This window comes from Treponema zioleckii (genome assembly GCF_014737315.1).
GTDB lineage: Bacteria > Spirochaetota > Spirochaetia > Treponematales > Treponemataceae > Treponema_D > Treponema_D zioleckii.
Map to the genome: position 1 here is coordinate 20,681 of NZ_JPUF01000029.1, position 26,566 is coordinate 47,246.

General features: G+C 42.8%; 24 protein-coding genes and 1 pseudogene. 12 read left to right on the plus strand and 13 right to left on the minus strand.

Features of this window, described 5'->3' with window-relative positions:
- Positions 1–7: 7 nt before the first annotated feature.
- The 4 genes from JI65_RS09010 to JI65_RS09025 are packed head-to-tail and all read right to left on the minus strand — an operon-like array spanning position 8 to position 3,975.
- Positions 8–1,030 carry a VWA domain-containing protein gene (locus tag JI65_RS09010; RefSeq protein ID WP_191015441.1) on the minus strand — a complete coding sequence of 341 codons (1,023 nt, stop codon included), beginning with the start codon at positions 1,028–1,030 and terminating at the stop codon, positions 8–10.
- 3 nt (positions 1,031–1,033) lie between these two features.
- On the minus strand, positions 1,034–2,056 hold the full coding sequence (locus JI65_RS09015) for a hypothetical protein (protein WP_191015443.1): 1,023 nt from the start codon (positions 2,054–2,056) through the stop codon (positions 1,034–1,036).
- A gap of 5 nt (positions 2,057–2,061) precedes the next feature.
- A complete protein-coding gene (locus tag JI65_RS09020; protein WP_191015446.1) occupies positions 2,062–2,943 on the minus strand; it encodes a DUF58 domain-containing protein in 882 nt (293 codons plus the stop codon).
- A 12-nt stretch (positions 2,944–2,955) separates the two neighbouring features.
- On the minus strand, positions 2,956–3,975 hold the full coding sequence (locus tag JI65_RS09025) for an AAA family ATPase (RefSeq protein ID WP_191015449.1): 1,020 nt from the start codon (positions 3,973–3,975) through the stop codon (positions 2,956–2,958).
- An 87-nt stretch (positions 3,976–4,062) separates the two neighbouring features.
- Here JI65_RS09025 and JI65_RS17660 point away from each other — a divergent pair, with 87 nt between their 5' ends.
- The 4 genes from JI65_RS17660 (at position 4,063) to JI65_RS09040 (ending at position 7,032) form a co-directional block, all read left to right on the plus strand.
- Complete coding sequence (locus tag JI65_RS17660) at positions 4,063–4,761, plus strand: aminotransferase class I/II-fold pyridoxal phosphate-dependent enzyme (RefSeq protein ID WP_340138439.1); 699 nt, start codon at positions 4,063–4,065, stop codon at positions 4,759–4,761.
- Positions 4,762–4,795: 34 nt separating this feature from the next.
- A complete protein-coding gene (locus tag JI65_RS17665; RefSeq protein ID WP_340138440.1) occupies positions 4,796–5,362 on the plus strand; it encodes an aminotransferase class I/II-fold pyridoxal phosphate-dependent enzyme in 567 nt (188 codons plus the stop codon).
- Between the two features lie 367 nt (positions 5,363–5,729).
- Positions 5,730–6,167 (plus strand): hypothetical protein, encoded by a 438-nt coding sequence (locus JI65_RS09035; protein ID WP_191015451.1) that lies wholly within the window; start codon positions 5,730–5,732, stop codon positions 6,165–6,167.
- A complete protein-coding gene (locus tag JI65_RS09040; RefSeq protein WP_191015454.1) occupies positions 6,160–7,032 on the plus strand; it encodes a hypothetical protein in 873 nt (290 codons plus the stop codon). Before JI65_RS09035 ends, JI65_RS09040 begins: the two co-directional genes overlap by 8 nt.
- Positions 7,033–7,569: 537 nt before the next feature.
- Here the strand turns inward: JI65_RS09040 and JI65_RS09045 are convergent.
- Together JI65_RS09045 and JI65_RS09050 are read right to left on the minus strand one after the other, a co-directional pair.
- Positions 7,570–10,779: a tetratricopeptide repeat protein gene (locus JI65_RS09045; protein WP_191015457.1), complete on the minus strand. Its 3,210-nt coding sequence runs from the start codon at positions 10,777–10,779 to the stop codon at positions 7,570–7,572.
- Between the two features lie 60 nt (positions 10,780–10,839).
- Entirely contained in the window at positions 10,840–11,220 is a 381-nt protein-coding gene (locus JI65_RS09050; RefSeq protein WP_191015460.1) for a hypothetical protein, read from the minus strand.
- Between the two features lie 191 nt (positions 11,221–11,411).
- On the opposite strand from JI65_RS09050, the gene JI65_RS09055 reads away from it, so the two are divergent.
- The 3 genes and pseudogenes from JI65_RS09055 (at position 11,412) to JI65_RS17390 (ending at position 14,210) form a co-directional block, all read left to right on the plus strand.
- Positions 11,412–11,804: a hypothetical protein gene (locus JI65_RS09055; RefSeq protein WP_191015463.1), complete on the plus strand. Its 393-nt coding sequence runs from the start codon at positions 11,412–11,414 to the stop codon at positions 11,802–11,804.
- Positions 11,805–12,002: 198 nt separating this feature from the next.
- Positions 12,003–13,616 (plus strand): annotated as a pseudogene (gene lysS, locus JI65_RS09060) (lysine--tRNA ligase); the annotation flags it as partial.
- A 90-nt stretch (positions 13,617–13,706) separates the two neighbouring features.
- Positions 13,707–14,210 carry a hypothetical protein gene (locus JI65_RS17390; RefSeq protein WP_242457204.1) on the plus strand — a complete coding sequence of 168 codons (504 nt, stop codon included), beginning with the start codon at positions 13,707–13,709 and terminating at the stop codon, positions 14,208–14,210.
- Between the two features lie 143 nt (positions 14,211–14,353).
- Here the strand turns inward: JI65_RS17390 and ftsH are convergent, their stop codons facing one another.
- Positions 14,354–16,498: an ATP-dependent zinc metalloprotease FtsH gene (gene ftsH / locus JI65_RS09065; RefSeq protein ID WP_191015468.1), complete on the minus strand. Its 2,145-nt coding sequence runs from the start codon at positions 16,496–16,498 to the stop codon at positions 14,354–14,356.
- A 235-nt stretch (positions 16,499–16,733) separates the two neighbouring features.
- Between ftsH and fliS the strand changes: the two genes are divergently transcribed.
- Both fliS and JI65_RS09075 read left to right on the plus strand, forming a co-directional pair.
- Positions 16,734–17,171: a flagellar export chaperone FliS gene (gene fliS, locus JI65_RS09070; protein ID WP_191015470.1), complete on the plus strand. Its 438-nt coding sequence runs from the start codon at positions 16,734–16,736 to the stop codon at positions 17,169–17,171.
- A gap of 34 nt (positions 17,172–17,205) precedes the next feature.
- Positions 17,206–17,685 carry an aldehyde dehydrogenase family protein gene (locus tag JI65_RS09075; protein WP_191015473.1) on the plus strand — a complete coding sequence of 160 codons (480 nt, stop codon included), beginning with the start codon at positions 17,206–17,208 and terminating at the stop codon, positions 17,683–17,685.
- A 10-nt stretch (positions 17,686–17,695) separates the two neighbouring features.
- On the opposite strand, the gene JI65_RS09080 is transcribed toward JI65_RS09075, so the two are convergent.
- Both JI65_RS09080 and ribD read right to left on the minus strand, forming a co-directional pair.
- Positions 17,696–18,367 (minus strand): riboflavin synthase, encoded by a 672-nt coding sequence (locus JI65_RS09080; protein WP_191015493.1) that lies wholly within the window; start codon positions 18,365–18,367, stop codon positions 17,696–17,698.
- A 1-nt stretch (position 18,368) separates the two neighbouring features.
- Entirely contained in the window at positions 18,369–19,562 is a 1,194-nt protein-coding gene (ribD, locus tag JI65_RS09085; protein WP_242457203.1) for a bifunctional diaminohydroxyphosphoribosylaminopyrimidine deaminase/5-amino-6-(5-phosphoribosylamino)uracil reductase RibD, read from the minus strand.
- 718 nt (positions 19,563–20,280) lie between these two features.
- Between ribD and JI65_RS09090 the strand changes: the two genes are divergently transcribed.
- Entirely contained in the window at positions 20,281–21,273 is a 993-nt protein-coding gene (locus tag JI65_RS09090; RefSeq protein WP_191015475.1) for a calcium/sodium antiporter, read from the plus strand.
- Between the two features lie 9 nt (positions 21,274–21,282).
- Positions 21,283–22,263, plus strand: a complete 981-nt coding sequence (locus tag JI65_RS09095) for an omptin family outer membrane protease (RefSeq protein WP_277950594.1) — start codon at positions 21,283–21,285, stop codon at positions 22,261–22,263.
- Positions 22,264–22,468: 205 nt separating this feature from the next.
- Here the strand turns inward: JI65_RS09095 and JI65_RS09100 are convergent, their stop codons facing one another.
- The 3 genes from JI65_RS09100 to JI65_RS09110 all read right to left on the minus strand — a co-directional run bounded on the left by JI65_RS09100 (position 22,469) and on the right by JI65_RS09110 (position 24,697).
- Positions 22,469–22,918 carry a hypothetical protein gene (locus JI65_RS09100; protein WP_191015480.1) on the minus strand — a complete coding sequence of 150 codons (450 nt, stop codon included), beginning with the start codon at positions 22,916–22,918 and terminating at the stop codon, positions 22,469–22,471.
- Between the two features lie 7 nt (positions 22,919–22,925).
- A complete protein-coding gene (locus tag JI65_RS09105) occupies positions 22,926–23,723 on the minus strand; it encodes a hypothetical protein (protein WP_191015483.1) in 798 nt (265 codons plus the stop codon).
- Positions 23,724–23,800: 77 nt separating this feature from the next.
- Positions 23,801–24,697, minus strand: coding sequence for a hypothetical protein (locus JI65_RS09110; protein WP_191015485.1), 897 nt, complete (start codon positions 24,695–24,697; stop codon positions 23,801–23,803).
- 283 nt (positions 24,698–24,980) lie between these two features.
- Between JI65_RS09110 and JI65_RS09115 the strand changes: the two genes are divergently transcribed.
- Positions 24,981–25,901, plus strand: a complete 921-nt coding sequence (locus tag JI65_RS09115; RefSeq protein WP_191015487.1) for a hypothetical protein — start codon at positions 24,981–24,983, stop codon at positions 25,899–25,901.
- Between the two features lie 435 nt (positions 25,902–26,336).
- Here the strand turns inward: JI65_RS09115 and JI65_RS17165 are convergent.
- The coding region (locus JI65_RS17165; RefSeq protein ID WP_207106095.1) for a hypothetical protein at positions 26,337–26,566 on the minus strand (230 nt) is incomplete at its 5' end.

Here is a 26,566-nt window from a genome sequence, read left to right on the forward strand (position 1 = left end):
CGTCCTCCTACAAAATTTCCATTAAGAAAATTCTTCTTACAATCCACGCAAGGGAAAACAACAGCCCCGAAAGCAAAAGAAGTTTTGTGTAACAGTGAGTCTCAACATTCCGAAGGTAAAATGACTGCACGGTACCTTCTTTTCGGCTGATTTCGGAAAGTGCCTCCGAAAGGTCTGCCAAGGACTCAATTCCGAAATACCGTCCTTGCGCAATCGAAGCCAGTTTTTCAAGCGGCAAAGAGTCAAACTTGGAATCATAAGTGCCGGAGTGGATTTTTTCGGTGTTCGGGTCAATATATTCCATTGGAACAGTTCCCCGCGTACCGATTCCGAAAGTGTAGAGAGTTATGTTGTTCTCGTTTGCGAGCATGGCAGCGGTCTCCGGGTGAATCACGCCCGCATTGTTCTCGCCGTCCGTGATGAGGACGATGCACTTTTTTGGGGCAGTCGAATTTGAAAGATGATAAACCGCCGAGCTAAGCCCGATTCCAATGGCGGTTCCGTCGCCAATTTCGCCAATCTGAACCTGGTCAAGTTTTTTTAGAAAATAGTCGTAGTCAAGAGTCGGAGGAACGGCCGCAACCGCCTGATTGCTCATAAGAACAAGCCCGAATGCCGTTCCCCTGTCGCCAGAGAGCAACATTCGGATTGACTGCTTTGCAGCCTCAATTCGTGTAATGCTCGCCCCGCCATCATTTTGAGGCGCAATATCCCGCGAAGCCATCGAAGGACTGCTGTCCAGGACAAAAAGCACATCCGTGCCCTTTGATGTGTAGATTTTTTCCTGATGATTTATAACCGGCGAAGCCAGCGCAAAAACAAAAACTACGAATGCCAAAAAAAGAATGAATGCCGAAAAAACCGAGCTTACTTTTGAAAAACCGCCTTTCCACTCGAACGAACGTCCTTTCCAGTCGGCAATAGTCAGCGGAAAAGCGATTCTCGTAAAAATATTGAGTTTTCTAAGAACATAATAAGCAGGAATCACGAGAAAAAATAAAAATGCGGTAGGATTCTCAAAAACAATCATCTTTTATTCCTCCCCTTCTTGCAAAGTTTCTGGGTCAAAATCAAAATCACGGACCATCTGAATCGCGGCATTTATGATTCCTTCTTTTTCATTTTCCCTAAACGCCGCGTCGTGCTGACCGTGGGCAAAGCGGATATAATCCGTCCGCAAGAAAATTGACTGGAGCATGTCCACTGCGTTAGCCGCCTTTTCGGTGAGCAAATCGCCAAAACGCATGTCAAAAATTCTTGTGATTTCCGACGTGACTACGGACTTAAAATCAAACTCAAACCGGCTCGCAATGAATTCGCGGATTATTTTTTGAAGCGCAAGAGCGAATTTTTCGTCATCAAGATTTGCGGAATTCATTTTTAGGCGATTAAGGTTCCGAATGCTGATTCGTGCGTTTCGGCGCAGGGTTCGAGAATCCTGCATGTCACGGATTGCGCGGGAAATGGCAGGAATTCTTACGAGCACGTTCACGAGCGCAAACAAGAACACAAATGTCAAAACCAAAAAAATCACGATTAAAGTCTTTGTGCCCGGAATCAAATGCGGAGGAGCGACGTTCCTAAAAAGCGTAATATTTTTTTCATCAACAATCGAATAAACATCAAACGGGTCAAAGTTCACTGTAAAATTTGGAGTGTAATCCTGCGGGCTGCAAGAAAAACGAATCAGAGAACAAAGGTCAAATGCAGGAAAATCTATCGTTCCAGGCTGCCAGGGAATAAAATCGATGGAAAGAGTGTAGTTTTCCCCCGAAAAGGACTTTGAAAACTCAATTGAGGCAGACACGACCTTGCAGCGGCTTTCAAGCTGCCTGAAAACGGAAAAATCGGTGTCCAAATCAAGATGATTCAAAGAGTCACTTTCATCATCTTTTGTATTCAGAACAGGAATCAAATTTTCTTTGCTCTGAAAAATATACTGCAATTCGGCAACCTCGCCAGTGTACACGTTTTTTGGCAAGAGGAGCTGAACGTTTTCGGAGAAACAGAGTAAAGTCGTAAAAAAAATTATCAGAAAAGAAAAAGTCTTTTTCATGTTCGTTAGTTTTTAGAAATCTTTGAGAAAAACTGCGAAAGCACAAGAATCGGGTCTTCCACGGTCGAAATCGTAAGCGGAATGACTCCGTGCTTTTGGCAGAAAATCTTCATGTAATCGTTTTTGTTTCGGTTATGCTCAAACCATGCAGTTTTGAATTCCTTCGACGAAGTTGGAAAAACCGAAATTTTGCCAGTTTCAGCATCGTAAAACGGCAGCGTTCCCATATCCGGAAGTTCGCTGTCCATTGGGTCTGTGATTTTTATGGCAATAACGTCGTTTTTTTGTGCCAAGCGGGCAAGAGGCTGCTCCCAGCCCACCGCACGAAAATCCGAAAGAATAAAGACCAGCGATTTTCGTCGGAGCATTTTTGCAGCACCTTCGAGGGCATTTCCCAGCGCTGAGCCTTTTTTTTCGATTACGTCGTAGTCGTCAAGGTGCGAAAGAATCGTCATTGCGGTGTCGCGGCCAGCTTTTGGCGGACAGGCAAACTGTATGTCTCCGTCAAAGAAAACTGCTCCGTTCGCCCCCGCGTTGTGCTCTGAGGCAAGAAGAATGAGTGCCGCCGTCTCCGAGGCAATCTGAATCTTAGAATTCTTCTGAGAGCCTCCAAGCATGGAAAGAGAGCGGTCAAGCACAAAAAAGACTGCAAGTTCCTTGTCCTCGTTGTACTGCTTGATGAACGGGCGCCCCATTCGGGCAGTGACGTTCCAGTCAATCGCGCGAACATTGTCGCCAGGCAAGTACTCGCGAACGTCCATAAACTCGATTCCATTTCCGCGGTAAAGAGACTTAAAATTTCCGGTGCGCATATCCTCGGCAAGCGAAATTGCGGCAATTTTTAGCTGCATTGCCCGCCGTGTGATTCTCGAAGTATTTTCCAGCATAGGCAAGCCAAATTACGGTAGAGGCATTACCGAAAGGATTCGGTCAATCATGTCGTCGCTCTGGATTCCGTCCGCGGCAGCCTCGTAAGAAAGCACGAGACGATGGCGAAGAACTCTGTGCGCAACAGCCTTTACGTCGTCAGGAAGCACAAAAGAGCGCCCGTTGAACATTGCGTTTGCCTTCGCGCACTGCAAGAGGGCGATTCCTGCACGAGGAGAAGCCCCGAACGTTATGTATTTTCCAATGTCGTCTTTTTTTATTGAAGAAATCGCAAGCCGACCGGTAACTTTTTTTTCGTTGGAAGGTCTGGTAGCCGCAACAATCGAAACGATATATTCAACAACTTTGTCGTCGCACTGAACAAGCTCTAAATATTTTCTGAACAAAGCAATTTTTGAAGCATCAAGAATTTTTTCAACAGGAACCAAATCAGCTTTTCCAGAAGTTTTTACAATCTGAACCTCTTCCTGAGCAGTCGGGTACGGAAGAACGATTTTTAGAAGGAATCGGTCAAGCTCCGCCTCTGGAAGATTGTAAGTACCTTCCTGTTCAATCGGGTTCTGAGTGGCAAGAACGATGAACGGCTCAGGAAGTTTGTGAGTTTCCTCTCCAATCGTAACCTGATGCTCCGCCATTGCTTCAAGGAGCGCGCTCTGAACTTTTGCCGGGGAGCGGTTAATTTCATCGGCAAGAACGACGTTGGTAAAAACAGGACCTTTTCGGAACGAGAAACGCCCGAAAGTCTGCTCGTAAATCAAAGTTCCCGTAACATCGGCAGGAAGCAAATCCGGCGTAAACTGAATCCGCTTAAAATCAAGCCCCGAAATTTCGGCAAATGTTTTTACCGTAAGAGTTTTTGCGAGTCCCGGAACACCTTCAAGAAGAACATGCCCGCCGCACACCATAGCCATAAGAATTCCGTCAACAACCTGAGACTGTCCGACGATTCTTTTAGAAATTTCTCTCTTCACATAATCGATAAATTTCTTACATTCATCAAATTTTTGATTATTTATGCTATTTTCCACCATTTTTCACCCCAAAATTGCATAAATATGCAGTTTTATGTGTTTTTTTGAATTGACACTGTATATTTTTACGAAGTAAGATACTTTACCATGTTAAACCCATTAGCACAAGAATTGAATAACGCATTGGCTGGAACAGCAGCCCAGGACGTCCTATCAGATTTAGGATCAAGGATTTTTTTCCCTAAGGGAATCATCGCTCAGAGTGCCGAAGCCAAAAAAGTCGGTAATACAGCAAATGCAACAATCGGAACTGCTTTGATTGGCGGTAAACCAATCATTCTTGAAGCTGTACAGAAGTTTGCGCCGGAGCTAACGGCAGGCCAGTTGGTTTCTTATGCGCCAACCGCAGGAAATCCGGAGCTGAGGGAATTATGGAAACAAAAACTGTTCGTTAAGAATCCTGGACTCAAAGGAAAAAATTTTTCGCTCCCTGTAGTAGTTCCAGGCCTCACAGCAGGCATTTCTTATCTTTCGGATCTTTTCGTTGACGAAAACCATCCTCTCCTCGCCGCAAACCCAAGTTGGGACAATTACGCCCTAATCGTTGAGACTCGCCGCGGAGCCGAGCTGCATCAGTTCAACATGTTCAAGGACGGAAAATTTGACATTGAATCCTTCAAGGCAGCCCTTGCCGACGAAGGAAAAAAATATGGCTCTGTCCGGGTAATTTTGAATTTCCCGCAGAACCCAAGCGGCTACTCACCGACGAACGAGGAAGCCAAAAAAATTATTGCAGCCGTAAAAGCAGAAGACGGAAAAAGGCACGAAAGTTATCGTTTGGGATGACGACGCATATTTCGGACTTAATTACGAGGAAGATATTTATCCACAGTCACTTTTCGCAGAACTTTGCGACGTGCACGAAAACGTTCTCGCAATCAAAATCGACGGACCGACAAAAGAAGACTTTGCATGGGGATTCCGATACGGATTCATCACTTTCGGTTCAAAAAATATGAACGACGCGCATTACGACGCCCTCATCAAAAAAATGATGGGACTCATCCGCTCATCAGTTTCTTGTTCAACAACGCCTTCGCAGAGCATCATGCTCGGAGCGATTAAAGACCCGCAGATTGAAGAGCAGAAACTCAAATACCGCAAAGTTCTTGAAGCAAGATACAAGCTCGTCCGCAAATTCGTGGACAGCCACAAATCAAGCGCGCTGGAAGCTCTTCCGTTCAATTCTGGCTACTTTATGAGCTTTAATCTAAAAGGAATCGATGCGGAGGAACTCAGGCAAAAGCTTTTGTACGACCGAGGAATCGGAACAATCGCAATCGACGCAAAAACATTGCGAGTTGCCTTCAGTTCACTCGACGAAGACAAAATCGAGATTGTCTACACTGCAATTTTTGAGGAAGCAGAATCGCTTCTAAAACGCTAGTTTTCCAACAGTATTATAAACTTTCAGATGTAAAAATCTGCTCTGGCGTTCGCTACACCGCCTAAAAAATGATGGCTGAGCGGAATAGGTATCTGACTCGCTTCGCTCGCACCGCTCAGAATCATTTTTTATTCGGCTTCGCTACCGCCAAAGCAGATTTTTAGTCAACTTTTCATAACATGTACAGAGCATCGTTTTTTAAGGGAAGGAAAAAAACGTTTTTTGCTCTCGTTCCGACGATTTTTTTTGGTCAACTTGCCCATAATTCGGAAGTCTTCGTTTTTTTAAGGGAAAGAAAAAAGGGAAGATAAAAAACTTTTATTACGGTACGTAGCATAAAAACTGATTTTAAACTAAAATCGGAATCATGCTCAAAAAAATATTCTTCGGTCTTTTAGCCAGCGTACTTTTTGCAAGTACATTCACATCCTGCAATTCACAAACGAAACCTGTCGTAATTTGGACGGACAGGGCAGAAGTCGTTTCTTACCTGGAACTTTTTAATCTTACCAATGAAAAGACAAAAGCCGTAATCGCATATAAAGAAAGTCTTGCAGATGCATTTCCGCCAACAAAAGACGAAGCAATTCCAGACATCATAATCGGTTCGTGGCTAAAAAATTCACGCCTCGAAAAAAACTTTAAAAAAATACAACTCGCTGCTCGGAAAAAACGACATAAATCCCGCAATTTTTTATCCAGAACTTCTAGAATACGGAAAAAGCGGGCGTTCACAATATCTTCTGCCAGTCAGTTTCAATCTTCCGGCTTTGCTTTTTTCTGCAAAATACGAAGCAATGATTGACAACAGCAGCATGATAACTGCAGAAAAAGTAAAGGAACTTTCGGCTCCGTTCAACAAGAAAAATGAAAAATCAGCTTACATTGAGATGGGATTCGGACCAACCTGGAACATTGATTTTGTGTACACGCTGGCAAAACTTTACGGCGTGAATTTTAAGGAAAACGGGAACTTATTTTCATACGATGCAGAAAAACTTTCAGAACTCACAGACTTTATAAAGACCTGGACAACTGAATGCAACACTTCTTCAAAAGCAGAAAATGATTTTTCATATAAATATCTTTACGTGCCGAGCAACAAGCAGATTGAAACCGGCAGATGCCTTTTCTCTTACACTACGAGCGAGCAACTTCTGGCACTTTCGCCAGAGCAACTCGAAAACATCGATTTTAGATGGGTTTCAAAAGACAAAAAGATTTCAGTAGAAGACAATATCGTCTGCGCAGGAATTTACAAAAAAGCAAACAGCAAAAAGAATGCGGAAATTTTCTTAAAATGGTTCTTTAATGAGGATAATCAAATGGCACTAATCGAGCGCACCGAAAAAATGCATTTGGGAACTTATGCGTTCGGAATCTGCAACGGTTTTTCTTCAATCAGGGTTGTAACCGAAAGATTCTATCCGTCGCTGTACAAAAATCTTTTAGGCTCTTTTCCAACAGAAAATTCGCTTATTACGCCAAACGCACTCCCTTCAAGATGGAAGAGTCTTTTGGAGCGCGTAATTAAACCGTATCTAAAAGATGCAACGAACACGAATTTTTCCTCAGAAAACTCAGAAAAAACCGACGAGGAATCAACAGAGCAATCGAACTATCCGTCAATCGAAAGCCGCCTCAACACGTGGGCAAAACAGTTTAATTAAGGGAAACGCGGAAAGTTGACTTGTGGAATACAAGTTTACTTGTGCGTTTCCCACGAGTTTTCTGAAGAAAACTCGTGCTTTGGTGGGTACACTTGCAGGTGTTCACAAAACGCTGCGGCAAGCAAGGCCGCGTTTTGTGAGGGCAGTTTTGTTGTCCAGCGAGTCGCGGACAACTTTGAGATAGTCGAATTGAATTGTGCGTTTACGGAAACGCGGAAAGTTGACTTTGCAAATACAAGTTGATTTTTAGCGTTTCCCACGAGTTTTCTGAAGAAAACTCGTACTCTGGTTAGTCAGTTTGCAGGTGTTCACAAAGCGCGGCGGCAAGCAAGGCCGCGTTTTGCGAGGGCTGTTTTGTTGTCCAGCGAGTCGCGGACAACTTTGAGGTAGTCGAGTTGACTCGTGCTCTGGTGGGCGGGATTGACAAATGCTTCAACCTCGCCGCGACAAGCACGGCAACGTTTTGCATCAGTGTCCCATCTGTGTTAATCTCCATTCATCTGTGTCAAAACCTAAAAGTCCACTTCTCCCACGCGATTAGTAGTTCCAGTCATCTTCGCCAACATCAGCGGCACGGTTTGCATTCTCCGAAGTTTGTTGCAAGGCTATACCGGTCGAAGCGGAAGGATTTTTTATTTTATTCGCCTGGGCAAGCAACTCATTGTATTTTTTTGAGTCACCTTCATTCTTGTAAATCTGAGCAAGATTCTTGTAGGCAGACGAATAATTCTTGTCATATTTTATAGCAAGCTCCAATGCATTCTTGGCTTTTTGAGTCTCGCCAAAGCTGTTAAAAATCTTTGCGATGGTGTTGAGCTGAGTTTTATCTTTTGTGAGAAGAACCCTTTTTTCAAGAGATTCAATAAACACATTCTTTAGCTCAGAATTCGATTTTTCACGCAAAAGGGCAACCTTGTCATCAGAAACAGAAATATTTTTCTTTTCAGACGAAACGTTCACCGGCGGGAATATTTCTCTTGCCTCCGCAATCGGAATAAATTCCTGCACTTCGCCTAAAATTTCCTCGCTTGCTTTTTTCCAAGCTGCCGCAAAACCGCTCGTAAGCAACGTAGTCTCCACAGGAACGTAAAGCTTTTCGTTGTACGCGTAGAACTTGTAGCCCTGCAAAGTCAAATCCTGCAAAAGATTCTCGTCAGCCGAGCCGAGTTCAAAGGCACAAAAAATATGCCCTGGAACCGTTACGAGAGCCGCAGGAACTCCGGCAGATTCAAGGAGAGAACAATACAAAGTCGTCATGTCATCGCAGTCGCCGCCCCGAACGCCCAGCGTCTCGAACGGAAAGCGCACCGTGTCAATCGCATACTCGTTATCAACATTCTCCGTTGCAGGCGCAACCGGGTCTGGAACATAATTGAGCGGAATCGCGCCCAACGCGTTTGCAAGATTCATTGCACGGGTAAAATTCTTCGAGAGAACCACTTTTTTGCTCAAAGCCACGGTGTCAAACTTAAAAGCGGAAACAGTCGCGTCATTAGGCAAAATAAAGCACGAAAGCATGGAAGTGTACTTCCAGTTCATCGCAGATTTTTTGTAAAGAGTCACAGGCCGGGTAAGAGAAAGTTTTTGAATCCTGCCGTCTTCTTCCCATTCAAGAGTAAAATTCATCTGAACCGTGGAATTTTCGTTCACGTTCAAAACTGAATCGTTAAGAATCGTACTCACCTCAAGTTCGGCTTCCTCGCCAGATTTTAGCTCAGGCAAAACAGAACCTTTTGCCGCAAAATCCATGTAGTTCCGCACAAAAGCCGAAACGCTCACGTTTTTAATAGAAGATTTCGCCTTATTTTTTACGCGAACAAAGCCCGCAGGCTGGCTCGCATACACGTTCATGAACGCGGGAAAAAGCGCATTCAGGGCAACAGTCTCAACTTCAAGATTCGGAATACGCTGAGCCGAACTTTCCATTCCGAATGAATTTTTCAGGTCGGCAATCATGCGCACAACTTCACTGTCGTTGGGAAAGCGTTTTTTTAGGCGCTCAAGGATTTTCATCGTCTCGCTGTACTCGCCCTTCGCGGTCTCCTCGCCGTATTCATCGTAAAGGGCAATCGCCTTTTCAAAATGCTCTTTTGCACTCTGCTTATCAAACTGAACTTCTGCAAGAAGAAACTGGTCGCTCGTCTGGGCATCTCCAGGGCATTTTTCAAGGTAGTTTTTCAAAGTTTCATAAGAAACCCAATTACCGCCGTTTGACTTGTACAGTTCCGCGATTTTTTTTAAAACGCTGAAATCTTTCGGATTTTTTTCACGCTCCGCATTGAGTTTTAAAAGGTCAGTCATAAAAGCAGGAAGTTTTTTTGAATATTCAGGTTCGACCATACGCACAACGGCGTCATTCATGGAGTTTGAATTACGCATAAAGTAGTAAACGCCGTTTCTGTAGTCACGAATTACTGCATCACGAAGAACTTCCGGAAGCTCCTGCTCATAAATCAAGCGTCCGTAAAAATCAAAGCATTTTAAAAAGCGCTTACCGTCTGTATCATAAAACGCAAAGAAACTGTCATCGTTTACCCATTCAAGACTCGAAATTTTTGAGTCAAGACAAATAAAATCAGAAATTTTTCCGTCAGGAGCAAAAACAACACAAGCACCTTCAAACGTAACAGTTGTCCAAATTCTTCCGTCTCTTGCAATAACACACCTACCAAGTGAATTAGAATCAAAATTGACAGATTTTGGGCTTTTACCTTTTTTTCCGGCACACTGTAAATTTCCCTGGACAGTAGCGTCATATATCCATAAATCACCATTGTTATCTAAATAAGGAACGGCAGCATCTGAAGTGCTAGGATTCTCTATGATTTCTACAGTTTTATTGAAGTTAGAGTCAAAATGAAAAACTTTGTTTGTTTTAGGACTTGAAAGCTTTATATTTTTTCCATCAGACCACGCAAAATAATACTTTTTTTGTGAATCCAACGAAGAGTCAAAACCTGCCATCAAATCACGCTTATATTCTCCGGCCATTGAATAAACAACCGCACGGTCTCCGTCACGAACGACCATTGAATAATCATCAAGAGCGGCAACTGTTGACCAGTACAACCACGTTGGAGTAACAGATTTTCCACGGTATTTAGTAAAGTCAATATAATCAAGATAAACCAACGGCTGCTTTTTTATACGAGATTTTTCAGAATAAATTTTACATGTTGAAAGCAACAACTGAGTCGCCGAAGATATCTTAAAATTCTTTTTTAAGATATCAAAACAATATGATTTTGACTCGTCTTTATTGGTATAAACTTCCATCTCAAAACTGAGAGTTTCTTTTTCGGTTCCGTATTCTATTTCTGAAATCCGGAGCTTTCCGAACGGATATTTAAAGGCTGCTGCTTTTTCGGCACGTTCTTTTCGATTTTCAATTTCCTGCCGGTATCTGTTAGTTTTAGGACCGTCGCCATCGATTCGCTTAAAGCCCATGCTACGATATCTTTCTTCCCTAGCTTTTTCTTCTGCTTCTTCTTTTTCAGCCATCTCTAAAAGCTCTTCATCGCTCATAGAACCTATTGAACTAAAAGAAAGCATCTCGCTTGGAACATCGTCTTCCGTCTGAATCAAATTCACACCGATTTTTTTAGCTTCACGCACGGCAGCCGGAAATGCACTTTCAAGAATCGGAAGAATGTCTTCATCGATATTCTCGAATTTAACAGAAAAATCCACCGCGAAAACTGTGGAAAATATAAAAAACGAACTAAGCACAAAAAACAACTTTTTCATAACAACCTCTATTTTTAATATTTTAGAGAAATTTGAGAAAACCGTCCCAAACATCATTGATTATTTTCCTGAACTAATAATTTTTACCCTATTATCAGTAAGATTCAAATCAAAAACCTGCCCGATTTCATTATAAATCCTTATGGTATTGTCATCAGCAAGCTCCATTTTTGAAATATAGACAAACTGCTCTACCCTTTCCTTAAAAGGAATGTAGAGATGACTGTAAATTTTAATGACAGACAACCGTATCATTCCGTCTTCAGACTCTTCAATAACGTCAACTTCCCCACTTCCGCCATAAAGCCCCATTCGGTATGATGCCCGATACTCTTTTCCCTTATGGACAATTGACGGAATTTCAGGTGGAGGAAACTCTTTTGCAAAAAGCAGTGGCTGAAGGAGAAAAAACACAATATTGCAAAAAAACAACTTTTTCATAGCAACCTCTATTTTTAATATTTTAGAGAAATTTGAGAAAAAAAACACTTTAGAAATGAAAAAAAAATCCGAAATTCGACTGAAAAATATCCAAAATGTCAATAGAAATTAAAAAATTTGTCTTAATTAAATTTTTCTGCCTCCGATAAATTTACTAGATAGAAAAAGTTCGAAAAAGAGGGGTGGGAAATATGGTCAACTCGATTTCAATTAATTCAATCAATTCTTACTCAATCTCAGGAGTTCTCGCCGGAAGCAATAAACTTTACGTTCCTGTAAAGCCAGCGATGGTGATTTACTCCCAGTTTGATCATGTTGCGGGATACGCGGCACGACCGAATCAGGCCGGAGTTTCTGTAAGCAAAGTGCAGATTTTGAACTCACTGATTGATCAACTTGCAACAATGAAGGGTACGCCAAAGCTTGACGTAAAATCACAGCAATTGTCGGAAAAACAGATTGACGGTTTAATTGATACGCTTCAAATCAAATTGCAGACGACCATGCAAGTTGCCGAAGCGACAGGCTACGGTCTTGCAGGCGTAGCTCCAGAAGCTGGAATGTTATTCTCAGTTGTTGCATAACGCACTGTACGGCATACAGTTCATTTGTCGGAAAACTCTTCCGAGGTCAAGAAATTTTGTCCTCGCGGAGAGTTTTTTTTATTCTCATAATTCATACCTCACACTTTCCGGTTTCCAGTTTCGTCTTTCCACTATCATCTTTCCGCCCATTCAGTTATAATCTTTTCGTTAAATCGAACATTATTTTTAGGAGACTTTATGTCTAGAGATACCAAAGAACTTTGCCACTGGGCAGACCAGCAGGCTGAGAGAATCATCAAACAGAAGGGTGAACTTGACTCGTACACTTGCGCGTCAGGAATCACACCTTCTGGAACTGTTCACATCGGTAACTTCCGCGAGATTATTACCGTTGATTTGATTGTCCGCGCGCTCCGAGACAGAGGCAAGAACGTCCGCTTCATCTATTCTTGGGACGACTATGACGTTTTTAGAAAAGTTCCTGGAAACATGCCAAAACCAGAAGAACTCGAAAAATATCTCCGCTATCCGATTACAATGGTTCCAGACACATTCGGACGCGACGAGAACTATGCCCGCCACCACGAAGTAGACATTGAAACTCAGCTTCCTCGCGTGGGAATCCACCCAGAATTTTTGTATCAGGCAAGCCGTTACCGCGCAAACCGCTACGCAGAAGGCATGAAAATCGCGATGCAGAAACGCGACGTAATCAAACAGTGCCTTAACGAGTACCGCGATGACGAGCACAAAATGAAGAGCGAAGACGTTTACTGGCCAGTAGCCGCATTCTGCTGCAAGTGCAACAAAGACGAGACCGAGATTCTCGAATACGACGGCGAATACGGAATCACTTACAAGTGCAATGCCTGCGGCCATGTAGAAAAAGGCGACCTCCGCACATCAAAAGAATTCAAACTCGGCTGGCGAGTTGACTGGCCAATGAGATGGAACGAAGAGAAAGTTTGCTTCGAACCAGGCGGAAAAGACCACATTTCTCCGGGTGGAAGCTATGACACTGCAAAACTCGTCTCAAAACGACTCTACAACTGGGACGCACCAGTTACAATGAAGTACGACTTCGTTAAGCTCAAGGGCGTTCCTGGAAAAATGTCATCATCAAAAGGAAAGGTAATTTCTTTGGTTGATGCTCTCGAAGTTTATCAGCCGGAAGTATTGCGATACATCTTCGCATCGAACAAAGTTGACCATGAATTCAGCATCAGCTTTGACCTTGACGTTGTTACAGTTTACGAAGCTTACGACAGAACCGAGCGAATCGCGTGGGGACTTGAAGAACCAAAAGAAAAAGATCCGGCAAAAAAAGAGGGCGTAATTCTCCGCGAAAAGAGAATCTACGAACTCAGCCAGATTGAACCGGGATTCCCGAAAGTTCAGCCTTATCAGGTTCCGTTCAGACTTCTAACGACTCTCCTCCAGACATATTCTGGCGACGTTGATGCCGTAATCAAATCTTTGGGCGACGTAAAACCTGAGCAGGAAGAAACTCTCAGAAGACGATGCGCATGCGCTTGGTACTGGATTAAAGAATCAGCTCCGACCTTCGCACCAGACTTCTGTTTTGCGCTCCGTGAGGACGGCGTTCGTGCAGAACTTGCAGAAGACATGGCAGCAGCCGTTAAGAAAGTTCTTACAGATGTCGTTCCAAAAATCGACAGTTTCCAGACGGACAAAGACTGCCAGCAGGCAATTTATGATGTTGCCACAGCACTCGGTCTGGACGCAAAGCAGCTCTTCCTTGCCCTCTACACAGCCTTGATTGGAAAGGAGCAGGGACCGCGACTTGGAAGCTTCATGCGAATCATCGGCAAAGCAAAACTCGAAAAACTTCTTTCTACAGTTGACGGAGTTTCGGCAGAAAAACTCGCTCAAAAAACACAGAACAAAAAACTCACACCGGAAGAAATCGACAAACTTCCGTTGGCAGAGCGATTCAGCCGCCGAGTAATTCTTAAAGTCAGCAAAATCGAAAAAGTCGAGCAGCATCCGGGCGGAAGTTTCCTCTACATTCTTACGCTCAACACAGGTGACGCAGAGCCACGCCAGATTGTAAGCTCAATCGTAAAATTCTACAAACCAGAAGAACTTTTGGGAAAGAACATCGTTTTGGTTTACAACCTTAAGCCGGCAAACTTCCGCGGAGTCCGCTCAAACGGAATGCTCCTCGCAGCAAGCGACCCGAACACAACCGAAGACACATGCGAAGTGATTTTTGCACCGCAGTTCGAAGTTGGAACAATCTTGGAGCCAGAGGGATTCAACGTTCCAGCCGATGTTGCAGAAATGTGCTTTGTAAAACCAGAGAAATTCCAGGAAATGGAACTCTCAACAAAAGACGGCGTTGTAGTTATTGACGGAAAGAAAATCGGCTCAAACGGCCAGTTCCTTTCTGTAGAAAAATACAAAGACGGAAAAGTAAAATAAGAATCAACTGTCATTCTGAACTTGATTTGAAAAAATTCAGAATGACAATTACGATTTACTAAAATTGAATAAAAAAGGCAGCCTGCAACGATTTTCGTTCACTGGCTGCCTTTTTTTATAGAGCACTTGAATGCGTAAAAATTTTATTGCGCACCGTCCTCTTTTATTTCGCTTTGAGTTCCTTCGGTAGCGTTTTCCGCCCCGGAAACCTCCGCAGATTTTTCACTTGACTGCGCTTCGAGAGTCAGATTTTCACAACGCTTGGCATTGTTTACAATCTCGTAGAATTCCTTGCCGTCCATCGTCTCGATTTCCAAAAGTCGGTTTGCAATGAATTCCAAAAGCCCCTTCTTCTCAGAAAGCAACTTCAAAACATAATTGTATCTCTCGTCCATGATTCGGGCAATTTCTTCGTCAATGTAATTCTGAGTCTGCTCACTGAACTCGCGGATAAGATTAGGTTCTCCGCCACGATTTCCGAGAACGCCCTTGCCCAAAGTCATGTTCTTGAATTTGTCGCTCATTCCGTAATCGACAATCATGCTCTTTACAAGCTCAGTCGCACGAGCAATATCGTTCGAAGCTCCGGTGGAAATATCGTCGAGAAGGATTTGCTCCGCCGCGCGACCACCGAGCATTGAGTCAACCTCGTTGATAATATCCTTTCGCGTAAGGAAATTTTTTTCCTCTTCCTCACGGTACTGCGTAAAGCCACCAATTCCGTGGCTTCGCGGAACAACAGTAATTTTGTTTACAGGCTCGTGTTCCGGCGTGAATGCCGCAACAAGCGCATGTCCCGTCTCGTGAACAGAAACAAGGCGCATTTCTTTTTTATTATCTTTTCGGCTCTTCTTTTTAAGACCGATGCTAACCTTGTCGATTGCCTCGTTAAAATCTTCCATAGCAACTTTCTTGCGTCCGTTTCGAACCGCGAGCAAAGCTGCCTCGTTAACCACGTTTGCAAGGTCTGCACCGGCAAAACCTGTCGTTCCGTGGGCGATTGACTCAAAATCAACATCGTCATCGAGTTTTACGTTCTTCGCGTGGATTCTTAAAATCGCCTCGCGACCTTTTACGTCCGGTCTCTCAACAGGAACCTGACGGTCAAATCGTCCCGGTCGGAGCAGAGCCGGATCAAGAATGTCAGCGCGGTTAGTCGCCGCAAGAATAATAAGTCCCTTTTCGTTCTCAAAACCGTCCATCTCAACGAGGAGCTGGTTCAAAGTCTGCTCGCGCTCGTCGTTTCCGCCGCCAAAACCGTTCACACGGCTTTTTCCGAGGGCGTCAATCTCATCAATAAAGACAATGCAAGGTGCTTTTTCACGCGCCTGTTTGAACAAATCTCGAACACGGCTCGCACCAACACCGACGAACATTTCTACGAAGTCAGAACCAGAAATGCTAAAGAACGGAACACCGGCCTCTCCAGCAACGGCACGTGCCAAAAGCGTCTTACCAGTTCCCGGAGGTCCAACAAGAAGAACACCTTTCGGAATTTTTCCACCGATTTCAGTATATTTTTTAGGCTCCTTCAAAAAATCTACAACTTCCACAAGCTCGTCTTTAGCTTCGTCAACGCCCGCAACGTCCGCAAAACGAGTCTTTACTTTTCCGTCTTCTACGGCTTTTGAACGGTTTCCGCCGTTTCCAAAAATCGAACCGATTCCGCCCATTCCGCCGGTCATCTTTCTAAAGATAAAGAAATAAATTCCAATCAAAATAAGGAACGGAAGAAGATTTATAATAATCTGCAAAAGAATGCTGTTCTGCTTCTGTATAATTTTATACTGAACATCGCTGTCATCGAGCATGTCCAAAAATTTTTTCGTAACAAAACCTGTCGTCTTGCAAAGCGGAGGATTGCTTACATTTTGCTGAGCCGTAAGAGCCGGAAACAATCTGAATCTTGTTGAAAAAGAACTGTCTTCCGATGAAAAATCAGTTGATTTTGAACTCTCCTGCGCAGTCTTCTTCGCATCAGAATCTTTTTGCGCGTAGCCGACAAACGTACTTTCACCGACAATCTCAACTTTTTTAATCGTGCCAGTTTCAATCATCTTTCGGAATTCGGAATAATCCACGCTTCTTATGTCGCTAGTCCGTCCGAAAAACATATTCGCTATAACAAGACCTGCAAGAATTGCAAGAAGTACGCCGAAAAACGGAAACTTCATCGGCTTTTTATGTTTGTTGTCGTTTTCATCTCCAGGCTCGGTCGAGAGCTTGAAAAAGTTATATGGATCATTATCCCCTTTATTTTTTGGGTTTTCGTTGTTTTCGTCGCTCATTTAAACTCCAAATTTTCTTCGATTGTATATTGGTTAATATACTCTAAATTTTTCGTTTAGACCATATTTTTTATCAGAATCGTAGTAATAAGAGTGATTAAATTTTTCTTTCCGTTATAATTTAAATTGATTTGGCGGAAATTCATTAATTTTTTTTCTGTAAAACCGATAATGGAAAGGGGCTTTTTAACTATTGGCCCGTAGAATGACTATCTTACTTTATGGGAGGGAAAAGATGGCGTTTGGAAATCCTTATGCTGCGTACCAGAAAACTGCTGTCAGCACCGCAAGCCAGGGAAAACTCGTCGTAATGCTTTATCAGGGAGTTTCGAGAGAACTTACAGCAGCAAGAGATTGTTTTGACTTTGACGGAAATATTGCTGCCGCAAACATCGAAGCTTACGGAAAGCATATTCTGAAAGCTCAGGAAATTATCAATGAATTGCAAGTTTCACTTGATATGGAAAGGGGCGGTCAGATTTCTCAGAATCTTATGTCTTTGTATGTTTATTTTAACCATGAGCTTATGGACGCAAATATCAGCAAGAGCAAAAAGAAACTTGATTTCGTGCTCGATATGATAAAGCAGCTCGGCGGTGCATGGGAAACAGCTGTAAGCAACACGGCACCTGCTCATCAGTCAATCCAGCAGGCTTTGAACATTACAGGCTAAACCGTTGGGTTGCATTTAGCATCGGGAGTTTTGTATGGCAATTAAATTGAGCCAGCAGGAACTGGAAGAAAGAGTTGCGATTGTAAAACGATTCAAGAGTCTTCTTGAAGAGCAGCGCGAAAAATTCCGCGAATATCTTATTGTTCTTGAAAGCCAGCAGGAAAGGATTGAACAAGAAGACGGAGATTCCCTTCAGGCACACGCCGAACTTGGAAATCAAATCGTGGAAAATATAGCCAGCCTTCAAAAAGTGATTGTTCCTATGCAGGATTTGTACCTCAAAAAAGTTGGTGAAAATTCCGAGGACGCAATCTCAAAGATTCAGGAAGATTTGGCGAGTATGCACAAGCAGGTTATGGCTCAAAACGAGAAAAACCGAACGCTCTTGCAGGCTCACATGAATCAGATTCAAATGCAAATCGGAAAAATGGCAAGAAAAAACCCATACTACGGCAAGCGCTCCGTTTATGCGGAACGAGCCGCCGTGGGTACGGTTCTTAGCCTTGAAGGCTAACGTTTTATCATTAATGAAAACTCGGAAAGTTCGTCATAAAATCTTGAAGGGCTTCCGAGTTTTTTTTGTTTTCGTTCATCATCGCACTAAAACCCAAAAAGTGCTCCATGTATTTTCCCACCAAATCACATTCAATATTCACTTTTGAGCCAGACGATTTTTTTGAGAGCGTCGTGTTTTCCCACGTGTGAGGAATAACTGCCACAGAAAAAATCGACTCTGCCTCGGAATATTCAATAGTTGCCACGGTGAGCGAAATTCCGTCGATACAAACAGAACCTTTTTCGATGATGTAGCGAGCAAGCTCTGAATTTACGGCGAGCTTTACGTTTACGGCATTTTCTTCTTTTTCGAACGAAATTATCCGCCCAACTCCGTCAACATGCCCCGAAACGATGTGCCCGCCAAAGCGCCCGTTCGCCTTCATCGCACGTTCAAGATTTACCAGCGAGCCAGTCTGCAAATCCGCGAGGGAGGTTCGCCTAAAACTTTCGGGAGTCACGTCCGCACAAAAAGAAGAATCTGTTTTTTTGGTCACAGTCAGACAAGTGCCGTTTACGGCAACGCTTTCGCCCAAGGAAAGTTCATTCGCAAAACTGCATTTTATTGAAAGCTCTAGTGATGAGCCAGTTTGTGTTATGCTTAAAATCGAACCAAGTTCTTCAACAATTCCTGTAAAAATTTTATTTTCCTCCTCGCGTGAATTTTAAAAGAATATCTTCGCCAAAAAATTCAACTTTTGGCTGCCCAAACTTAACGCAATCCGCCGGAAGGTTGATTCCCTGCCCGCGCACCGGTGAAAAAATCGTTTTGCCGTCATTACCGAATATTTTTGGGGCAATGTAAACGTGCAGTTCCTGCACCAGCGGTGAGCCATTTCCTTCATCAAATAAAAGACTTGCATTAAGATTTCCGCCGCTCTCAACAAGAAGCGAGTCGATTCCCATTTCGCCAAGTTTTTTTAGAACGGCAGAGAGCGAAAGTTTTCCGTCCGTTCCGGGAACAGGAATCACTTTTACGCCATTTGATTCTAAAGAATCACGTTTTGATTCATTTTCTTCTATTATATTATGACTCTTTGAATTCTCTTTGCAAAACAAAATTACCGGGATTTCGCGGGCCGTTTTTACTAGATTTGAATCCAACGGCAGCTTGCATTCCGAATCCAAAATTACTCGCATGGGCTGACGGCGAGTTTTTCCGTCATTCAGGCGAACGTTCAGCGTCGGGTTGTCTTTTAAAACCGTCCCGATTCCTGTCATTACAGCCATAACTTCGCTGCGTGTTTTGTGAACATTCTCGCGTGCCTTTTCTCCCGTAATCCATTTTGACTCGCCAGCCGAAGTTGCCGTGAGTCCGTCCGCAGTCATCGCATATTTTATGATAACGTAAGGCATTTTTGTTTTTATGTAATGAAAAAAAACAGGATTCAGCTCATCGCATTCATCACGCAAAAAATCTGTCACGACTTCAATGCCGGCTTCCCGCAAAATTTTTACGCCCTTTCCGTTCACAAGTGCATTCGGGTCACGGCTTCCCACAACGACTTTTTTGATTCCAGACTCGATTATCGCCTGAGTGCAGGGAGGCTGTCTTCCGACGTGGCAACACGGTTCGAGCGTCACAAAAATCGTGGCACCGCGCACGTCGGTTCCGTTTTCCAGCGCATTTTTGAGAGCGTCCCGCTCGGCATGAAGGTCGCCGCATTTATGGTGATAGCCTTGGGCAATAATTTTTCCGTCCCGCGCAATAACCGCCCCGACCAAAGGATTCGGGTTAGTCCAACCGCGTCCGAGCTGGGCCAAAGCAATCGCGTGCCGCATAAGAGTTTCATCATTCATAAAATTTAGTTTGATATAAAACAATTCATTTTTCAAGTCCTTTCACACTCCCCTTCCCCAAGTTTCTTGAAAAACCGACTACCGAAATAACAAAAAGAATACTAAAAAGTTTAATTTCGAGTTTTCTCTCAGGAGCATTGAGCAAAGTGCATTCATGCTGAGCATATAGCTGTGTCATATCGAGTGTACTGCTGTGTCATGTCGAGTGTGCTGCTGTGTCATGTCGAGCGCAGTCGAGACATCTGCTTTTACCGAACGTAAACGGACTGGAGAAATCTATCGTCTATAGACCTCTCGACTTCGCTCGAGGTGACAAAAAACGTCATGTCGACTACGTTCTGGTTGGCATTACAGTGTCATCCCTGTTTTTTACTACCTGTGTCCCATCTGTATCTATCCGCGTTTATCTGCGTCAAAATTTGCAAGTTGTCCTTCCGAGCATTCCTCAACTGTCATGTCGAGTGTACTGCTCTGTCATGCCGAGCGTACTGCTGTGTCATGTCGAGCGCAGTCGAGACATCTACCGCACCCGGACAATAGCAGAGTGGAGAAATCTTCTGATTGTAGACCTCTCGACTTTGCTCGAGGTGACAAAAAAAGGGATTCCGAGGCTCGAGGTGACAAAACAATGGGCATTCCGAGTGCTCGGCAGTGCAGACATTTTTTTTACACCTACAAGTTTGTGGACTCATTGGTAAAAGATTTTTCATTGAAACAAATGCTATTTTAAAGTAAATTTACAGGCGGAGGTTTTATGTTTACAGAGATTCTTGACCTTGTTGGTCTTCTTGTTTTTGGTTTTATTTTGCTCGTAAAAGGTGCGGATTGGTTCGTGGAGGGTGCTGCAGGAATTGCGAACAAACTTGGCGTTCCTCAACTTGTAATCGGACTTACGATAGTTGCAATGGGAACGAGCGCACCAGAAACTGCGATTTCTCTTACAGCTTCTTTTCAGGAAAGCGCAGCCCTTGCCGTCGGAAACATAGTCGGCAGCAATATTATGAACGTGCTTGTCATTCTTGGAATCACCGCCATAATCACGCCTCTTGCCGTTCAAAAATCAACGATTAAATACGAAATGCCTTTTGTGATTTTTATTTCTGTTCTCTTTCCGATTCTCGGTCTCGGTCTTGGACTTACAAAAGGACTCGCAGCCCCGGACGGTGTTTTGAGCAGAATCGACGGAATCATTCTCCTTTTGCTGTTTGTAATCTACCTTGCATATCTCTTTTACATGGTAAAGCACGGCCAGGCAGAAGCTGAAGAAATTCCTGGCGAAAAAAATGCAAATTGGCTAAAGCTACTTGCGTTGCTGGCAGTGGGACTAACGCTCATCATCCTTGGAAGTGATTACACGATTCGTTCGGCTACAAAACTGGCAAAGCTTTTTGGAATGAGCGAACGATTCATCGGGCTTACAATCGTAGCGTTCGGAACTTCGCTTCCGGAACTTGCGACTTGCATTGCGGCAGGATTAAAGAAAAACGCGGACATTGCCATTGGAAATATCGTCGGAAGCAACATATTCAACATGCTTTTTGTAGGCGGTGTTTCGGCAGTAATAAAACCTGTTACGTATCAAGGCGGCTTCTTTATTGACAGCGCAGTGTGCCTTTTTACCGCCGCACTTCTCTATCTCTCGGTATTCTTCAACAAAAAACGCGTGCTGAACCGTTTTAGCGGAACACTGATGATTGTATGCTACGCGGCATATTTTGCCTACCTCGTAATGAAAAGCGGAAATTAACAGGAAAAAATGAGGAAATTTCCCAAATTCCTTTTTTGTGTTTTAGGCCTATTTTTCTCATTTTTTGCAAATGCACAAAATTTTCACATAAGTGTCGAACCGAGTTTGGGAGTTTCATGCGGTGTCTTAAACGAGTTGCTTTACCACTCGACAGACACTTCAAAAAAAATCAGTCTTTTGGAATGGGAACGGAATTTGATTCTTGGCGGAACAAAGCTGAATCTAAGCTACAATGCTTTACGCTTTGAATCGTCATTTTGGGTTGCCGTTCCCCGCATTTGTGGCGAAATGCGCGACTCGGACTGGCTGAACACACGAAACTATTCGATGAAGACAAATTATTCCGTTGGCGACAACTATTCCGACGGAAACTATGATGCAACAATCTCTTTGATTTATGATTTTGAGCCAACCCCCGGATTTTTTATCTCTCCTAAAATCCAAGCCCAGTACGCCTTCGATTCTTTTTACCGCAAAAAAGGTTCAAAAGGCTGGTACGGTGACGCTGAACATTCTTCAGACGGAAAAAATCATTATTGGTATGATGAAGAAGCACAAGAATATCCGTCAGTGAATCCTGAAACCGGGAAAACCCGAAAACTTGCAGGAATCGATTATTATCGGCACAGCGTTTACTTATGGGCCGGCCTTGCACTCGGATTCAATTATAAGAAATTTCACGGGGATTTGGGCTTTTTGATAAGCCCATTCACATACTTTTCTGCGGAAGACAGGCATCACACGGCAACATCCAACGACAATGTATATCATGAAATTCAGCAGGATTTTTTTTCAGCGTATAAATTCAATTTGAATCTTTCGTATGCAATTTCAAGATTTTTTGATTTGACTTTTAACTGTGAAACGCTTATTACACTGACCCTAAAAGGCGACTTGTACATAGGTTGGGCAAAAGACGTTGACCAGCCGTCAGGGGCAAGCGCACAAACAACCTCTGCGGGCTTAGGATGCCGAATAAAACTGCGGTAGGCTAGTACATTAAATATAGGGTAACTCAAAAAACTCTGTTACTTTTCCAAGGTATACGTCATTCCGAACTTGATTCGGAATCTACAAACAAGGATGCTGAAATAAATTCAGCATGACTCTTAGTTTTTTGTATTCTTTCAGTTTGCTGAATTTTTAAATATTCCCAAATGGATTTGCAGAAAGCGAGTTTTACCCACGATCAAATTTATTTTGCGTCCAGCGATTCCACGGATTTTAAAAGTTCTTCCGTGGCTTTTGATTTTTTGACGGTTTTCATTTCGGAAGATTTTTCGTTGGAATCCGAAATCAAAAAGCAATCGACAGAAATCTTATTTTTTGAAATCTCAGCCAAAACCTGACCAAAATCAAAACATTTCTCGCCGCAACTGCGCGGAGGTGCGTCGCCAATCAAAATGATTTTTTTTATTGAGTCTTTTCGCCATTCAAATTCCGTCGCACAAAAATAAAGCGCCTCGTAAACCGCTTCTTCCCGGTCGCCGCCACCGTTCACAAATGCAGATTTTATTGCCTTTGAAAAAGCTTTCGCATTTTTTAGGACCCCCAAATTTTTTACGGGCAACCCGTTCGTTTGGAATTCATCGCCGTAATCCTTGTAAAGGACAAGAGCGATTCGCACGTCCAAAAACTTTTTCATCTGCTTTTCAAAACGCGAAAGCCAATTTTTTTTTCAATTCAGCAAAATCATCTTTCATGCTTTGAGTCGCGTCAATTGCAAAAACAATGTCGGTCGGAGATTCAAAAGAAAAACTTTCGATTTCTGCAAGAAGTTTGTTTGGCAAATCAGAATTTTTTTTCACATGGATAAGTTTTCCGTCGCCTTCGGCGGCAATTTTTGAAAAACTTTCCTCGATTTGCCAGTCGGAAAGGTTCAGCGTTAAAAAATTGTCGGTAACTTTTCCGCCGGAATCGCAATATTTTTCGGCATACGCGCGCACAGAAACCGTCATGCCGTCAAAAAAATCACATTCGCTCTGATTTTGAATCACATAGCCAAAATACATTTTTTGAGGAATATAGATATGAAAGCATTCGCCAAAAAAATTATTTTCCAGCGTTGAAGAAATTAACGCGTTCGGAAGCCGCTCCATCCTAAAAGTCGATTTTGCACCGTAGGAATAGCGAAGTTCGTTTCCGTTCACAGGATTAAATTCTTTTGCACGCATGAGCGACAGGTCCGGGTCGTTATAATTCTCGCTTTTTACGAGCAGCGCGACACTCTGAATATCGCCCCGTTTTTTTACAAACAGGTGAACGCCGTGCCCGTCAGTTACAAGATGATTTTTGTCCTCCGGCAAAACCAAAATATCATCTTGCGACAAAACCAAGTCGTAATTTTTTTTGGGTTCAGGCTTTGCCTTGACCTTTTTTTTCGAAAAACACGGACTTGCCACGAGAAGAATTGTAAATACTAAAAAGCTGACTCGAATTTTTAAGAACATTCCGATTTAAAAAATCTCTTTAAAACAAAACAGGGGGCATTTGCCCCCGTGTTAAAACCAGAATTGATTTTTTGGAACTATTCTTCTACAACTTCGTCTTCAAATGGAATTGCGTTTCCAACAGTGTCTGAGAATGCGAAGTCTGCAACAAAGTGCTGTCCTGGATAGATGTTTGCATACATAGCCATTTTAGCCTGAGTTTTTGTTGTGTATCCAGTCTGAGCAGCTGTTACAGTAACAGTTTTCTTAGCAGTTGTGCTGTCTGCGGCATCAAGATATTCTACAGTGTAGCTTCCGTCGTCATTTGCCGTAACTTTGATTACAACTGTAATAGCTCCGTTGCTGTCAGCAGTGAAGTCTGATGCAGCAAAATCATAGTAAGTTCCAGATGATGGAAGGATTTGAGTTTCAGTAGCAGCTGTTGTTCCGTCTGAAGCTGTAAAGTTGCTTGCTGCAGTGAAGTTGTTGTCTTTAAGAGCGGCATTTTCATATTTTGAAACATAAGTTCTGATTTTTGAACCATCATACTGGATAGCTGCGATGTCGAAATCGTAAGCCGTAGAATCTGTTGCGTTTTCTGTAAGGTTGAAAACGAAACCTGCTACACCGTTTGCAGAGCTCTGTCCCTCTTCAGTTCCATAGTTGATACCATCTGTTTTCGGTGTCAATTTGATTGTACATGTTGAACCATAATGCTTTGCGGTAAGCTTATTGAAAGCACGGTAAAAATATCCTTTTTCTGTACTAGTTGCGCTAGCAGTGTTTTGTATAGCACCAGAAGTTGTCGATTGCGCATGTTTGACAGTAACAGTACCATCAGTTGCTGTAGAAGTTGTTACATAGCTGTTGTCGAAATCAACTGATTTACCAGAGAAAGCATTCTCTTCATCATCAGAACAAGAAGTAAATACAGCTGCAGTTGCCAATAAAGTTGCAGCAGAGAAAGCTGCCAAAATTTTCTTCGAAAGTTTCATAAAAAATCCCTCGTTTAAATTCAAATTTTTCAGTCTAGCATACGCCAGACATCTAAAAATAAATTTAACACAGATATTTTTAAATTTCTAGTTAAAATTCAAAAATATTTAAAGTATTTTTAATTTTTGTCGATAAATGCGTTTTTCTTCTATAATATCTTTATGTTTTTTGCTTCGACTTCGCTCAGCAATCTCGAAAGCGAAAATCGTTAGATTTGAGCAAATCCGCTTGTTATTTTTCGTCACCTTTAAGATTCATGCACAATTTAAACGAGGGATTAGTATGAAATTATTTTCTAAAAGATTTTTAGCTGTTACAAGCTCAATAGCATTGCTGGCAGGTGCGTTTATTGGATGTTCAAGTGATGATGAAGAAGATGCATTCTCAGGAGATACTGTAGAATTCGACAATGGACGAGTTTTCATCAAAACAGATGAAGATGGTTCTACTAAAACAAAAACAAGTGACTTTATCCTTACTAATATAACAGACATTAAACAGGCTACAAGTGAAACTGCAACAAAGTCAGGATATTATAATGTAACAAATGATTCATATTATTACAGGGCATTCAAACAGACAACAACTAAGCATTATGATTCAACATGTACATTTACAATTACACCAAACGACTTAAATTCAACCAATGTGAGCAATGGTGTATTAGGTTTTGTATTCGGTCTCACTAGCGAAAATGTTACCGCAAGTGACAATACAACAACTGGTACAGCATATTCATTTGGCGTAGCCGCTGTTCGTTGGAATGCATCTGCTAATAAAGCACAGTATTATGTTGCATGGGAAGACGGTGCTGTTGTAAAAGCAAACAATTATCAGACTTCAGGAAACTTTATGGATATAAATGGTACTGAGTTGGAAGATTCTACAACAGGTGAAAAATACTTTAGCGGATGGCAGGACTTAGGTGTAACAAGCTTGACAGACGGAAAACTTGTAATAAAGGCAAAAGTAACTGCAAATGACGATGGTTCATACAAAGTTGTATTCTATGATTCAAACGATGCTGTTTTGGAGACAAATGAAGGTGTTACAGCTTCTATTACGGGCTTCAACGCAAAAACACAGGCAAAACTTGCTCGCTACGTAAATATTTATTTCGGTGAAAATTTCAATGCAACTGCAAAATTCTCAGACACAAATGGTGCTGACATAATTTTCGAAGATGATGTTGTAGAGGAATAATCCTTTTCCAACTAGCTAAGCCGCCTTCGGGCGGCTTTTTTGTTTGCAGGAATGGCACTTCGCCTGACACTCAGGCGGCCACTGCAAGAGTTTTTTTTAGGCAGAAAGTCGCAGCAGACTGAATATAGCCCCGCATGGAGCAGTTGCGGAGCAAAACCGCGAAGCGGGTCGGAGGCGAAGGCCGGAGCTGCGGAACGCGGGGAACGGAAAGTAAAATACGCGGCGCTGAAAGGGAACGAGGGCTTCCACAAGTTTGTTCGCTCCAAAAATCATGCATTTTACTTTGACATCGCTCAGTGACCGTATGAACAAACTTTTTCCCTTTTATTTGAAACTTGACGCGTAAAGAAATGGGCTGTATAGTAAAAGAACGGAGTCGCATTGCAAAAGCGACCGTCTCCGTTGAGTTGTTAATAAACCCGCCGAGAGTTGTCACTACGTTTGGGGCGGGTTTTTTTTATGCTCTTTTCTTATTATTTGAATAGGAAAGTAAGCACCTGTATAACCAAAGCGATAACGGCGATTAAAAGCATCACTTTCTCGTATCTTGACATACAGAGCCTCCTTCTTCATGACGAATTCGGAGGCAAGCCGCCACGAGTTTGCAGAGGCAAACTTCAATTCTGCAATACGACTCCTAAAAAAGATTACACGAGATAAAAATT